Annotated in this window: 9 protein-coding genes and 1 pseudogene; 7 read left to right on the top strand and 3 right to left on the bottom strand. The window is 71.9% G+C overall.

What is annotated here, in order from left to right:
* Positions 1–27: 27 nt before the first annotated feature.
* Positions 28–1356 carry an amidohydrolase gene (locus Q0863_RS10165; protein ID WP_298577732.1) on the bottom strand — a complete coding sequence of 443 codons (1329 nt, stop codon included), beginning with the start codon at positions 1354–1356 and terminating at the stop codon, positions 28–30.
* Between the two features lie 109 nt (positions 1357–1465).
* On the opposite strand from Q0863_RS10165, the gene Q0863_RS10160 reads away from it, so the two are divergent.
* Positions 1466–2251 (top strand): TSUP family transporter, encoded by a 786-nt coding sequence (locus tag Q0863_RS10160; protein ID WP_298577731.1) that lies wholly within the window; start codon positions 1466–1468, stop codon positions 2249–2251.
* A 3-nt stretch (positions 2252–2254) separates the two neighbouring features.
* Here the strand turns inward: Q0863_RS10160 and Q0863_RS10155 are convergent, their stop codons facing one another.
* Together Q0863_RS10155 and Q0863_RS10150 are read right to left on the bottom strand one after the other, a co-directional pair.
* On the bottom strand, positions 2255–3550 hold the full coding sequence (locus Q0863_RS10155; protein ID WP_298577730.1) for an amidohydrolase: 1296 nt from the start codon (positions 3548–3550) through the stop codon (positions 2255–2257).
* A 496-nt stretch (positions 3551–4046) separates the two neighbouring features.
* Positions 4047–4586: pseudogene (locus tag Q0863_RS10150) on the bottom strand (mechanosensitive ion channel family protein); the annotation flags it as partial.
* Positions 4587–4835: 249 nt separating this feature from the next.
* Here Q0863_RS10150 and Q0863_RS10145 point away from each other — a divergent pair.
* The 6 genes from Q0863_RS10145 (at position 4836) to Q0863_RS10120 (ending at position 13982) form a co-directional block, all read left to right on the top strand.
* On the top strand, positions 4836–5711 hold the full coding sequence (locus Q0863_RS10145) for a CoA ester lyase (protein ID WP_298577729.1): 876 nt from the start codon (positions 4836–4838) through the stop codon (positions 5709–5711).
* Between the two features lie 73 nt (positions 5712–5784).
* Positions 5785–8175: a sodium:solute symporter gene (locus tag Q0863_RS10140; RefSeq protein WP_298577728.1), complete on the top strand. Its 2391-nt coding sequence runs from the start codon at positions 5785–5787 to the stop codon at positions 8173–8175.
* 102 nt (positions 8176–8277) lie between these two features.
* Positions 8278–9222, top strand: coding sequence for a LysR family transcriptional regulator (locus Q0863_RS10135; RefSeq protein ID WP_298577727.1), 945 nt, complete (start codon positions 8278–8280; stop codon positions 9220–9222).
* Positions 9223–9356: 134 nt separating this feature from the next.
* Positions 9357–11633 carry a TonB-dependent receptor gene (locus Q0863_RS10130; protein ID WP_298577726.1) on the top strand — a complete coding sequence of 759 codons (2277 nt, stop codon included), beginning with the start codon at positions 9357–9359 and terminating at the stop codon, positions 11631–11633.
* A gap of 151 nt (positions 11634–11784) precedes the next feature.
* Complete coding sequence (locus tag Q0863_RS10125) at positions 11785–13047, top strand: serine hydrolase domain-containing protein (RefSeq protein WP_298577725.1); 1263 nt, start codon at positions 11785–11787, stop codon at positions 13045–13047.
* Complete coding sequence (locus tag Q0863_RS10120) at positions 13044–13982, top strand: ribokinase (protein WP_298577724.1); 939 nt, start codon at positions 13044–13046, stop codon at positions 13980–13982. Before Q0863_RS10125 ends, Q0863_RS10120 begins: the two co-directional genes overlap by 4 nt.
* Positions 13983–14006: the final 24 nt, after the last annotated feature.

Here is a 14006-nt window from a genome sequence, read left to right as displayed (position 1 = left end):
CCGGCGTCCGCGCAGGACCCGTGCCGCTCAGCCGGCTGGCTGCAGGTAGTCCAGGCTGACCTGCAGCAGCGCGCGCAGGCCCACGTCCAGCGCCGATTCGTCGAGGAAGAACTCCGGCGAATGGTTGCTCGGCGCCTTCAGCGGATCCTGCCCGGCGGGCGTGGCGCCGACGAAGAAGAACATCGCCGGCACCTCGCGCGCGTAGAACGAGAAGTCCTCCGCGCCCATGGTCAGACCCGGGTCGACCACGTTGCCGGCGCCCACCACCCGGGCCAGGCTGGGCCGCATGCGCTGCGTCAGCGCCGGGTCGTTGACCGTCACCGGATTGCCCTTGCTGTCGGGCACCTGGGCCACGGCGCTGGCGCCGTGCGCCTGCGAGACCTTCTCCGCGACGTTGGCCAGGTCGGCGAAGACCTGCTGGCGCATGTCCTCGTCGAAGGTGCGGATGGTGCCGACCAGCTCCACGCTGTCGGGAATGATGTTGTAGCGGATGCCGCCGCGGATCGAGCCGAAGCTCACCACCACCGGCTGCTTCGAGATGTTCTGGCGTCGGCTGACGATGCTCTGCGCGGTGCCGATCACGTCGGCCGCGGCCACGACCGGATCGATCCCGCCCCAGGGCCGCGAGCCGTGGGTCTGGCGGCCCTGCACGACGATGTTGAAGCGGTCCGAGGCCGCCATCAGCGGCCCGCCGCGCACGCCGACCTGGCCGGCCTGCAGGGTCGAGAACACGTGCAGGCCGAACACCGCGTCGGGCTTGAAGTCCTCGAACAGGCCCTGCGCCAGCATCTCCTCGGCGCCGCCTTCCTCGCCGTCGGGCGGGCCTTCCTCGGCCGGCTGGAAGATGAAGAGCACCTCGCCGGCCAGCTGCTCGCGCATCGCGACCAGCGCCTGCGCCACGCCCATCAGGATCGCGGTGTGCGCGTCGTGGCCGCAGGCGTGCATCACCCCGGTGGTCTCGCCGCGATAGGTGGCCGTGGCGGTGGAGGCGAACGGCAGTCCGGTGCGCTCGGTGACCGGCAGCGCGTCCATGTCGGCGCGCAGGGCGATCCGCGGGCCGGGCCGGCCGCCCTTGAGCACGGCGGTCACGCCGGTGGTGGCGATGCCGGTGCGCGGCTCCAGGCCCAGCGCGCGCAGGTGGTCGGCGACCACGCCCGCGGTGCGGGTTTCGCGGTTGCCCAGTTCGGGGTGCCGGTGCAGGTCGCGGCGCCATTCCACCACCTGCGCCTGCAGCCGCTGCGCGGCCGCGGCGACTTCGGGGCGCTGTCCGTCCTGCGCCTCCTGCGCCGCCACGGGCAGGGCCAGGCAGGCCGCGAGTGCGAACCACAGCGACGACAGCGGGCGGGCAGGACGCATCGGGCTTCTCCAGTCGGGATGCGGCCGATGCTACCGGGATTGCGCCGGCGTGGCCGCGTACAATCCGGCCTCCCGCGCGGCACCCGCGCGATCTCCCTGTCCCGCTTCCGTGTACGAACTCGCCCTGCAGGCGCTGGCGTGGCTGTTCCTGGCTGCGCTGCTGGCCGGCTTCATCGATGCGATCGCCGGCGGCGGCGGCATGGTCACCATCCCGGCGATGCTGCTGGCCGGCATTCCGCCGCTGCAGGTGCTGGGCACCAACAAGCTGCAGGCGGTGTTCGGCTCGGGCGCGGCCAGCTGGAGCTATGCGAGCGGCGGCCACGTCGACCTGCGCACGCAGTGGCGCATGGCGCTGGCCGCCGCGGCCGGCGCGGCCGGCGGCGCCCTGCTCGCGACGGCGATGCCCACCGACTGGCTGCGCGCGGTGCTGCCGCTGCTGCTGGTCGCCATCGCGCTGTACTTCGGGCTCAAGCGCGGGGTCGGCGAACTCGAGCGGCACCGGCGGATCAGCCCGCTGCTGTTCGGCCTGGCGTTCGTGCCGGCGATCGGCTTCTACGACGGCGTGTTCGGGCCGGGTACCGGCTCGTTCCTGATGCTGGGCTTCGTGTCTCTGGCCGGCTTCGGCATTCTCAAGGCGACGGCCCACACCAAGTTCCTCAACTTCGGCTCCAACGTCGGCGCGCTGGCGGTGTTCCTGGCGGCCGGCGCGGTGCTGTGGAAGGTGGGCCTGGTGATGGGCGTGGGGCAGTGGATCGGCGCGCGCCTGGGGTCGCATTTCGCCATGCGCCAGGGCGCGCGCGTGATCCGGCCGCTGCTGGTGGTGGTGTCGATCGCGCTGGCGCTGCGCCTGCTGGCCGATCCGGCGCATCCGCTGCGCCAGTGGCTGGGGCTGTAGGCCTCAGCCGCCGCCCAGGAAATCCACGGTGGCCTGCAGCATCGCGCGCAGGCCCAGGTCGAGCGCGGATTCGTCCGGCGCATACTGCGGCGAGTGGTTCATCGGCGCCGATTCCAGCGGCTGGCCGCGCGGGGTGGTGCCGACGAAGAAGTACAGCCCCGGCACCACGTTGGCGAACTGCGAGAAATCCTCGGCGATGGTGTAGCGCGGCACCTCGACCACGTTGCCCTGGCCCGCGGCCGCTTCCAGCGACGGCCGCAGGCGTTCGAGCAGGGCCGGATCGTTGCTGGTCGAGGGTGCATTGCCCGCGACCTCGAGCGTGGCGGTCGCGCCGCTGGCGGCGGCGAAGTGCTCGGCCGTGTTGCGCAGGCGCGCGATCACGTCCTCGCGCACGCCCGGGTCGAAGGTGCGCAGCGTGCCCACCATCGTCGCCTCGTCGGGAATGATGTTGAAGCGGGTGCCGCCCTGGATCTGGCCGGCGGTGAGCACCACCGGGTGCGCGGTGATGTCGACCTGGCGGGCGATGATCGACTGCGCCCCCAGCAGCACCTGCGCGGCCACGGTGAGCGGATCCACGCCCGCCCACGGCTGCGAGCCGTGGGTCTGGCGGCCCCGGATTTTCAGCGTCCACTCGTCGGCGCTGGCCATGAAGGGCCCCGCGCGTACGCCGAGCTGGCCGGCATGCAGCCGAGACCACACGTGCAGGCCCAGCACCGCATCGGGCTTGAAGTCATCGAAGATGCCCTCGTCGAGCATCCGCTTCGCGCCCGCGACCTCGCCCGCCACCGGCGGGCCTTCCTCGGCCGGCTGGAATACGAACATCACCTCGCCGGCGAGCTGCTCGCGCATGCCGGCCAGGGCCTCGGCCACGCCCATCAGGATCGCCACGTGCAGGTCGTGGCCGCAGGCGTGCATCACCCCGACCGGCTGCCCGCGGTACTCGCTCTTCACGGTGGAGGCGAACGGCAGGCCGGTGGCTTCGGTCACCGGCAGCGCGTCCATGTCGGCGCGCAGGGCGATGCGCGGGCCGGGGCGCGCGCCCTTGAGCACCGCCACCACCCCGGTCGGGCCGATGCCGGTGCGCGGCTCCAGGCCCAGCGCGCGCAGGTGGTCGGCGACCACGCGCGCGGTGCGGGTTTCCTCGTTGCCCAGTTCCGGATGCCGGTGCAGGTCGCGGCGCCACTCCACGACCTTCGGCTGCACGGCCTGCGCCGCGGCATCGAGGTCGGGCCGCGCCTGCGCCAGGGACAGCGCGGGGACCAGTGCAAGTGCGAACAGGGCGAGGGCGGGACGGGGCATGGGCAGGTCCGTGGCACGGGAACCCGCATCGTATGCGAGCACGGCATCCGGGGCGGACCGTCGTGTGCGGACTACGCATTCCGACCGGGGCCGCCCGGGCCGACGGACATCTGTCCGTTTAGCGGTCATGACGGGCAAAAGCGAAACGCTCACAGCTCCTAGCCGAAGAAACGACATCCAAGTCGCGATGCCGCAGTGACCCAGGCGGAGGTGGCGCAAGCGGCACATGGATGTGCCGCGGCCGCGAGTGCGGACAAGGATGTCTGCCCGAGCGGTGCGCCACTCCCGCCCGGGGCGCTGCGGCCCATCCGGAGCTACGCGCCCCGTGGGAGGTGCATCGAAAAACCCCCGGGTGGGACGTGCTGCCCACCGTGCGACGCTACGGAAAGTTGCCCATCACCGCACTCCCGCCGCCGCCACTTGGCGGCCGCGGGCTGCTGTCGTCGCCAGCCGAGGGATCGGCGGCGCTGGCCTGGAGCTGCGGAACCGGCTCGCCGCGCCAGCGCCGGGTCGCGCGCTGGAAGAACAGGCTGTTGGGCACGCGCAGCACGCTCTCGCCGCCCGCCGGATGGGTTTCCTCGAGCGTCACGTAGACCAGGTTCATGTCGATCACCCGCCCGCGCAGCCCGGCCTTGTCGCCGCTTTCCACCAGTTCGATGTGGTCGAGCAGGCGGAACGGCCGCGTGATCAGGATCAGCAGCGCGCAGAACACGTTGGTCAGCACGCTCCACAGCGCGAAGAAGGCGACCGCCGCCACCGTGGCGAAGCCGGTGAACGCGCCCCACAGCACCGCGCCCGACACGCCCAGCACGCGCAGCACCAGCAGCAGCGCGGCGAACCCGACCAGGAAGCCGATCGTGCGCCGGGCGATGATCACGATCTCGGCCGGCAGCTCGTAGCGCGCGGCCACGCGCTTGACCACGCGCAGCAGCAGCCAGCGCAGCAGCAGGGCGCACAGCACCACCACCACCACCTGCACCAGCGCGGTGAGTTCGCCCAGCCAGGCCTGCAGCCAGGGCGGCAGGAAGCGGCTCATCGCGGGAGGACCGCGCGCACCGCCGCGCGCGCCGGGGCAGGCGTGCGGTCAAGGCGGGCGATCGTGGAGGAATGCGGGCCCATGCTGGTTCCAGACGGCGTGCGGAGGCCGGGATCGAGGGTCGGCCAGCTTGCAGCAGCGGCCCCGGGCCGGCAAGCGAACGCAAGCAAAATTATCTTCTGAACATCGGAACGCCATCTTTGATCGCAGTGTGGATTGCGCACACTGGCCGCGATCGCGGGAGGGGTGATGCGCAGCAAGCTGTTCGTACCGGGCGCACGCCCGGACCTGTTCGCCAAGGCCTGGGCCGGCGCCGCGGACGCGGTGTCGTTCGACCTCGAGGACGCCGTGGCCGAGGACCGCAAGGCCGCGGCGCGCGCCGACGTGGCCGCCTTCCTCGCCGGCCGCTCCCCCATCGCCGGCGGGAAGTTGGCGATCGTGCGGGTCAACGCCGTCGACTCGGCCCACTTCGCCGCCGACATGCAGGCACTGGCGCCGGTGCGACCGGACCTGATCAACCTGCCCAAGATCGAATCGCCCGAGCAGGTGCAGGCGGTGGGCGCGTTGCTGGAACGGCTCGAGGGCGGCACGGATGGCCCGCGCGCACCGCGCCTGCTGCTCAACATCGAGACTCCGCGCGGCCTGCGCCGGGCTGCCGCCATCGCCGCCGCGCATCCGCGCGTGGCCGGGCTGCAGCTGGGGCTGGGCGACCTGTTCGAGCCCTATGGGGTAGGACGCGACGGCGCCAACGTGCACGCGGTGATGTTCGACCTGGCCATGGCGGCGGCCGAGGCCGGGGTGTTCGCCTGCGACGGCGCCTGGCCGGCGCTGGACGACGACGCAGGCTTCGAGCGCGAGGCGCGGATGGCGCAGCGCCTGGGCTTCGTCGGCAAGAGCTGCATCCATCCGCGCCAGGTGCCGCTGGCCAACGCGGTGTTCGCCATCGACCCGGACGAGCTGGCGCGGGCACGCGACGTGGTGGCGGCGGCGGACGCGGCCGGGCGAGAATCGCGGGCGGTCTTCGCGGTGGCCGGGCGCATGATCGATGCGCCCTACCTGCAGCGTGCCCGCAACCTCGTCGAGGCCGCCGCCCGCAGGGGCGATTCCGCTGGCGCGGGCCGCTGACCGCGTGTCGTCCTTCCCCCTTCGAACGCGCCCGCCCTGGCGTGCTGTTCGTGCTTTCGCCAGGTGCCCGATGATGTTCCATCCGCCAGGTAACGCCGGCCTCCGCGCCTTGGCCGCGCTGGGCCTCTGGCTGCTGCTGTGCATTCCCGCGCTGGCGCGCGCCGAGAGCCTGGCTTCGGTCGAAGGGACCGCGCTGCCGGCGCTGCCCGCGGGGGCGCAGGTCCGATCCCTGGTCACCGTCGAGGACCGGCCGCTGGCGCTGGGCGATGGCCACGGCTGGCTGCTCGATGCCTCCGAGCGGCAATGGGCGCCGGTCGAGCTGCCTGCTCTTGCCGGCGCGCGCGTCCTCGATGCCGCCCAGCACGCCGGGCGCAGCTGGCTGCTGCTTAAGCACGACGACGCCCTGCGGATCCATTCGCTGGTCTGGCGCAACGGCGCTCTGCGCCACGCAAGCCTGGGCGCGCCTGCGCAGCTCGCTGGCGAGCCGCGCATGGCCGTGCTCGACGGCCGCCTGTACCTGGCCGGGCGCGAGGAGGGCGGTGCCGGCCTGTGGTCGCGGGCGATCGACGGCACCGATGCCGCCTGGCTCGAGCACGGCGGCTGGCCGGGAGCCGCGGCACCCGCTGCGCTGGGCGCGCAGAAATTCGCCCTGTACCTGGTCGCGCAGGACGGCCATCTGCGGCAGTGGACGCCAGCCGCGGGCTGGGCCGACCGCGGCGCGGTGCCGGCCGCGATCGTCGCGGGACCGGCCTGGCCGATCGGCCAGGCGCACCTGCTCTATGCGGCCGGCTCGGCGCGTTCCGGCGGCGTGGCGTCGCTGCGGCTGTTCCACACCATCACCGGTGCCTGGAGCGAACTGCCCGCGCAGCTGCCCGCCGGCGCCGGCCTGGTGGCCGGCTGGCGCAACGGCGTGGTCCTGCAGGACGGCGCCGGCCGCCTGCACGCGCAGCAGATCCGGACCGGCCAGCAACTGGTGGGCTGGCTGGACTGGACCGTCATCGTGGTCTACCTGGTGGCGATGCTCGGCATCGGCGGCTACTTCTACTTCAAGGGCCAGACCGGTTCGGAATCGGAGTTCTTCGTCGGCGGCCGCAGCATCCCGTTCTGGGCGGCGGGCATCAGCCTGTACGCCACCAACACCAGTTCGATCAGCTTCATCGCCATCCCGGCCAAGGCCTTCGACACCAACTGGCAGTACATGACCAACAACCTGATCGCGGTGCTCGGGTTGATGTTCGTGGCGGTGTGGATCGTCCCCCTGTTGCGGCGGCTCGACCTGATGAGCGTGTTCTCCTACCTGGAGACGCGCTTCCATCCGACCATCCGCATGCTCGCCAGCGCGCTGTGCATCGTGATGCAGATCGGCAGCCGCATGAGCGTGATCCTGTTCCTGCCGGCGCTGGCGATCTCCACCATCACCGGCCTGGACGTGGTCTGGTCGATCATGGTGATGGGCGTGTTCACCATCATCTATTCCACCATCGGCGGTTCCAGGGCGGTGATCTGGACCGACGTGGTGCAGGTGTTCGTGATGTTCGGCGGCGCCCTGTTCGCGATCGGCTTCATCTTCTGGAGCGCCGGCGGCGACCTGTCCTCGCTGATGGCCGCCGCCGCCGCGGAGGACAAGACCCGGCTGTTCGACTTCAGCTTCGACCTCACCAAGGCCACGGTCTGGGGTTTCATCTTCCTGGTCGTGTTCGACGTGGTGCTGACCTTCCCCAAGGATCAGGTGCTGATGCAGCGCACCCTGTCGACGAAGGACGACAAGGCCGCCGGGCGCTCGATCTGGACCTTCGCGGCGATCATGATCCCGGGCGGCATCGTTTTCTACGGCATCGGCACCGCGCTGTGGATGTACTACCGCGACAACCCCGAACGGCTCAACCCGCTGCTGCCGATCGACGCGACCTTCCCGTTGTTCATCGCCGCCGAGCTGCCGGCCGGCGTCACCGGCCTGATCATCGCCGGCATCTTCGCCGCCGCGATGTCGACCCTGTCGAGCATCATCAACTCGGTCTCGACCCTGGTGTCGGTGGACTTCTACCAGAAGCTGGCGCGCAACCCGGACGAGAAGACCGCCCTGCGCATCGCGGAATGGTCGGGGGTGGTGGTGGGCCTGGTCGGCATCGCGATCGCGCTGGTGATGAGCCGCTACGACATCCACTCGCTGTTCGATGTCTCCATCGAGCTGGCCGGGTTGCTCGGCGGCGGCTTCGCCGGTGCCTACACGCTGGGGATGTTCACCCGGCGGGCGAATTCGGCGGGCGTGGCGATCGGCGTGGCGGCCTCGATCCTGATCACCCTGGCGTGCTGGTCGATGGACCTGGTGCACCCGTACTTCTACCTGGCGATCTCGATCGCGCTGTGCATCGTGATCGGCTACATCGCCAGCCTGTTCTTCCCCGCCACCACGCGTTCGCTCGAAGGCCTCACCATCCATTCGCCGGCGCCCCGGCCCGGCTGAACCGGGGCCGCCCGCCGCCGCGTCCCGGCGCGCGGGCCATGCCTTTCGGCCCGCGCCGGTGCGGGCCGTTCCCGGCACACTGGCGCCGCCGCAGGGGATGTCATGGATACCCAGTTTCTCTATACGTTCGTCAACGTGGTGGACCGCGGCTCGATGGCTGCCGCGGCGAGGTTCCTCAACATCACGCCGGCGGCGGTGGCGCAGCAGATCCGCACCCTGGAGCGCGAGCTGGGCGTGCCGCTGATCGCCCGCGCCGGGCGCACGGTCAACGTCACCGAAGAGGGCGCGCGCATCCTCGAGCGCGTGCGCGGGCTGCTGCGCGACGTCTCCGACCTGCGCAGCGTCGCCAACGATGGCGCGATCGCCGGCGAACTGCGCCTGGGCGCCTGCCCGACCGTGCTGGTGGGCATGCTGCCCGACGTGCTGGCGCGCATGGTCAGCCGGCTGCCGCAGATCAACGTGTTCATCAAGCCGGGGCATTCGGCCGAACTCTACGGCGACGTCGAGCGCGGCGAGCTCGACGCGGCCCTGGTGCTGCAGGCGCCGTTCGAACTGCCGAAGACCTGTCGCTGGGAACTGCTGCGTGAGGAGCCGCTGGTGGTGCTGGTGCCCGAGGCCTTCGCCCATCGCGACCCGCACGAGGTACTCGCCAGCGAGCCGCTGATCCGCTACGACCGCCACCAGTGGGGCGGGCGCCTGGCCGAGGACTACCTGCGCCGGGTCGGCATCGTCCCGCGCGAGCGCTTCGAGCTCAATGCGCTGAACTCGATCGCGGTGATGGTCGACCGCGGCCTGGGCGTGTCGCTGGTGCCCGACTGGCTGCCGCCGTGGCCCGAGGGACTGCGGCTGGCGCGGCTGCGCCTGCCGGAGGCGAGCGAGGCGCGCTGCATCGGCATGGTCTGGTCGGCAAGCAGCGTACGCGCGCGCGTGGTCGCGGCCCTGCGCGAGGAATGCCAGGCGGTCGCGCAGGCCCTTGCCGGCGCGACGGAGCCCGGCGTGACGCCGATGTTGCAAAGCAGCAATCTTTCCTGTGTTCGTAGCCAATAAAAACTAGCTTCTGAACATAGGGCGCGCCGGTTCATTCGCGCGCAGGCGGCGCATAGGCTTCGCCGCAATGTCGCTGGCCCGCGGGCCCGCACACGACAGCACACGGGCGCCGACGGTGGGGAGGCGGACGCATCGTGGACCCTGACAGATACAGCAACGACCTGCCGGTACCCACGCGCCCGGCCGGATCGATGGAGTCGCATCCCATGCTCAAGCCCCTCAGCTCCGCGATCGCGATCGCGCTGGCCGCCTCGCTGGCGCCCGCGCCGGCCTTCGCCCAGTCCGCCCAGGACGCACAGGCCGACCGCGAGACGGAAGTCACCCGGCTCGACAACGTCATCGTCACCGGCACCCGCGTGGCGACCTCGATCGACAAGATCCCCGGCGCGATCAGCGTGATCACGCCCGAGCAGGTGCAGCGCAACCTCAACATCACCGAGGACGCGACCGCGGTGCTGGCGCGCATGGTGCCGGGCTATTCCGAATCCTCGCAGGCGATGAGCAACTCCGGCGAAACCCTGCGCGGCCGCATCGCGCTGCGCCTGTTCGACGGCGTGCCGCAGGGCTCGCCGCTGCGCGAGGGCACCCGCAACGGCACCTTCACCGACATGGGCGTGATCGGCCGCATCGAGGTGATCAACGGCCCGTCCGCGGCCGAGGGCATCGGCGGCGCCGGCGGCGTCATCAACTACCTGTCCCGCGTGCCGGACCAGGACGGCCACGAGACCACGGTCAGCACCCGCGTCGGCAGCCAGTTCGAGGGCGACAGCGCGCAGTACAAGTTCGGCGTGACCCACGCCTACCGCGGCGATGCGGCCGACTTCCTGGTCAGCGCCGCCTACATCGACCGCGGCATCTCCTACGACGGCGACGGCCGCCGGATCGGCATGAACACCTCCGGCTCGCTGTCGGATTCCTACACCAAGAACCTGTTCGTCAAGGGCGGCTACAACTTCGGCGAAGGCCAGACCCAGCGCATCCAGGCCAGCTACAGCGACTTCCACATCGGCGGCAAGCACAACTACGTGCAGGTCGAGGGCTGCCGCTTCGATCCGGTCGAGTGCCCGGTGCCGACCACCAACACCTCCGAGCGCGGCCAGATCGCCGGCTCGCTGGCCGAGTTCAACGACTTCCAGCAGTTCGCGGTGAAGTACACCAACGCCGACTTCTTCGGCGGCGACCTGAGCGTGGACGCCTACTGGGCCGACCAGGCGATGCGCTACCTGCCCGAGAACGGCTCCGACCGCCAGCTGGTCAAGCCGCCGCCGCCGGAAGCCGAGCGCATCTGGGACCAGTCCGAGATCGTCTCGGAGAAAAAGGGCCTGCGCCTGGGCTACGCCTACGGCGACCTGTTCGGCGTCGAGGGCCTGCGCGTGCGCACTGGCATCGACCTGGTCGAGGACACCGCGGCGCAGCGCCTGGCACTGACCGACCGCGTGTGGGTGCCGCCGATGGAGTACAGCAGCCTGGCGCCGTACGTGCAGCTGAGCTGGGACATCGGCCCGGTGACCCTGGACGCGGGCATCCGCCGCGAGGACGGCGAGCTGCAGATCGACAGCTACACCACCACCGCCTACCGCGACAACACGCCGGTGCAGGGCGGCACGCTGGACTACAAGGCCAACATGCCCAACTTCGGGGCGATCTGGCGCATCGGCGACGAATGGTCGGTGTTCGCCTCCTACGCCGAGGGTTTCGGCATCGCCAACGTCGGCATCCCGCTGCGCAACATCCAGGCCACCAGCCCGTGCAAGGCCGTGGCCTGCGTGGCCGACCTGCAGCCGCTGATCACCGAGAACCGCGAGGTCGGCGTGAACTGGCGCGGCGCCCGCGGCCAGTTCGGCGCCTCGGTGTACCGCTCCACCTCCGACTTCGGCTCCAGCCTGACCATCGACCCGGAGACCGAGGACTTCATCCTCACCCGCGCGCCGGTGGAGATCGAGGGCTTCGAGTTCAGCAGCGGCTGGACCTTCAGCGAGCAGTGGAAGGGCAGCCTGCTGTACTCGCGCATCCGCGGCCAGACCGAGTACTTCCCCGGTTCGGGCCTGGAGCGCGAGATGGGCATCCTCGACATCTCGCCGGACAAGGTGACCGCCTCGGTGACCTGGACGCCCACCGATGCGCTGGATGCGACCCTGGGCGTGACCCGCACCTTCTCGCGCGACCTGCGCGAGACCTACGCCAACCCGGCCAACGGCAACACCTACGCCAACGAAGAGGACACCTACGGCTACGCGCTGTGGGACCTGAGCGTGAACTACGACACCGGCCGCTTCGGCAACCTGTCGCTGGGCGTCGAGAACCTGCTCGACAAGCAGTACGTGCTGACCTGGTCGCAGCTGCCGGGCTGGCAGAACTATTGGGCCGGCCGTGGCCGCATGGTGTCGCTGACCCACACGATCAAGTTCTGATCGAAGCCCGCGGCATCCGGCCTACCGCCGGATGCCGTCCGCGGGGGCCGGTCCCGCGCCGCGCCCGTGGCGACCGCCGGGCGCGACGTGGTCGGGCCTTGCGGACGTTGTCGTTCGCGCGCCGCCACGCCGGCGTGCATGGAGAAGCCTCTTGATCCTGCCCCGCGCCGCCTGCTCCGGACTGCTGCTTGCCCTGGCTTTCGCGCTGGCGCCAGCCGCGGCGACCGCGCACGACGCCGCAGTGCGGCCCGGGTCGGCCGAGGCGATGCCCGCAACCGGATCCGCGCGCTGGCTGCGCGAAACGGTGCTGGCAGGCGGCTATCCCGGCGCGCACCTGCTGATCGCCACCCAGGACGCCGTGCTGGTCGACCTCGCCCTCGGGCATGCCGACCTCGCACGCACCCGGCCGTTGCGCCGCGACGCGATCTACCGCATCCATTCGATGACCAAGCCGATCGTCTCGGCCGCGGCGCTGCGCCTGGTCGGCGAAGGCCATGCCGGCCTGGACGATCCGGTCGCCGCGCACCTGCCGGCGCTGGCCGGGCTGCAGGTGCTCGACGAGGGGCGCCTGCGCGATCCGGCGACGCCGGTGACGGTGCGCCACCTGCTCACCCATACCGCCGGTTTCGCGGTGGGCGGGGGCGAGGCGCTGCAGCGGCGCGAGGCCGCGCAGCTGGAGCGCAGCCGCGACCTGGCCGACCTGGTCGTCCGCGCCGGCAGCGTGCCGCTGGAACGCGACCCGGGGCTGCGCTTCGTCTACGACGGGCTGGCCACCGACGTGCTCGGCCGGCTGGTCGAGGTCTGGAGCGGGCAGTCGCTGGACGCCTACCTGCAGGCCACGTTCTTCGATCCGCTGGGCATGGCCGACACCGGCTTCGAGGTGCCCGCCGGCCAGCGCCATCGCCTGGTGGAGCTGGGCCGGGTCGATGCGCGCGGCCGGCTGGTGCCGGCGATCGAACCGCCCGGGCACGTGCCCGGCACCGCGCTGCGCCCGTATCCCAGCGCGGCCGGTGGGCTGTACTCGACCGCATCGGACTACCTGGCCTTCGCGCGCATGCTGCTGGCGCGCGGCCGCCACGGCGACGCCAGGCTGCTGCCCGCCGACCTGGCCGAGGCGATGCTGCACGACCAGCTCGCGCCGATGGGCCTGGCGCATCCCTGGATCGAGGACGGCCGCGGCCGCGGCTTCGGCCTGGGGCTGTCGGTGCTGCTCGACCCGGCGGCGATCGGCCGCACCGGCGCCGCGGGGCAGGCCGGCTGGACCGGTTCGGCCTCGACCTATTTCGTGATCGACCCGGCCAGCGCCGGCATCGGCCTGCTGATGCTGCAGCACTTGCCCGGCGATGCGGACGCCGACCTGCCGCGCGTCGCGCTGCCCTTCTACAACCACGTGCAGCAGGTGCTCGCGCCATGAACGCGATGCCGCGGACCCGCGTGCTGGTGGCCGGTTCGGCCAATCTCGATTTCGTGGTGCGCGCGCCGCGCGCGCCGGCGCCGGGCGAAACGGTGCTGGGCGGCGACCTGCAGACCTTTCCCGGCGGCAAGGGCGCCAACCAGGCCGTGGCCAGCGCGCGGGCCGGCGATGCGCCCACCACCATGCTGGTCGCGCTCGGCGACGATCCGCAGGGCGCGCGCCTGCGCGACTCGCTGCGCGAGGCGGGCGTGGCGTTGGCGGAAAAGCGCGCGCCTGGCACCGCCAGCGGCGTGGCCTTCATCTGCATCGCCGCCTCGGGCGAGAACTCGATCGTGGTCGCGCCCGGCGCCAACGATCTGCTCGCCGCCGAGGACCTGCCGCCGCTCGACGGCATCAGCCACCTGCTACTGCAGCTCGAAACCCCGCTGTCCAGCGTCACCGCCTGGGCCGAAAGCGCGCGCGCGGCCGGCGTCACCGTCGTGCTCAACGCCGCACCCGCGCGGGCGCTGCCGGCGCGGCTGCTGGCCGCGGTCGACATCCTGGTGGTCAACGAGGGCGAGCTGGCGATGCTGGCCGGCGACACCGCCGACCTGGAAGCCGCGCTGCGGCGCCTGCCGGTGCCCTGCGCGATCGTCACCCTCGGCGGCGACGGCTGCGTGGCGCGCCAGGGCGATGCGTTCCTGCGCCAGCCGGCGTTCGCCGTGGACGTGGTCGACACAACCGCGGCCGGCGACACCTTCTGCGGCGCGATGGTGGCCGCGCTGGCCCGCGGCGAACCGCTGCGGCAGGCCCTGCGCGAGGCCAGCGCGGCCTCGGCGCTGGCCTGCACCGCGGCAGGCGCGCAGTCGAGCATTCCGCAGCACGAGGCGGTGCTGCAGCTGGCCGCGCAGCCGATTCCGTCGCGGCGGCCGCGCGCCGCGCGCCGCGGACGCTAGCGTGGCGACCACGCACGGCGCTGC

The organism is uncultured Luteimonas sp. (assembly GCF_947492465.1).
In the GTDB taxonomy this organism is placed as follows: Bacteria; Pseudomonadota; Gammaproteobacteria; order Xanthomonadales; family Xanthomonadaceae; genus Luteimonas.
Note: the sequence above shows the minus strand (reverse complement) of the source record. Positions and strands in the feature narration are given on the sequence as shown.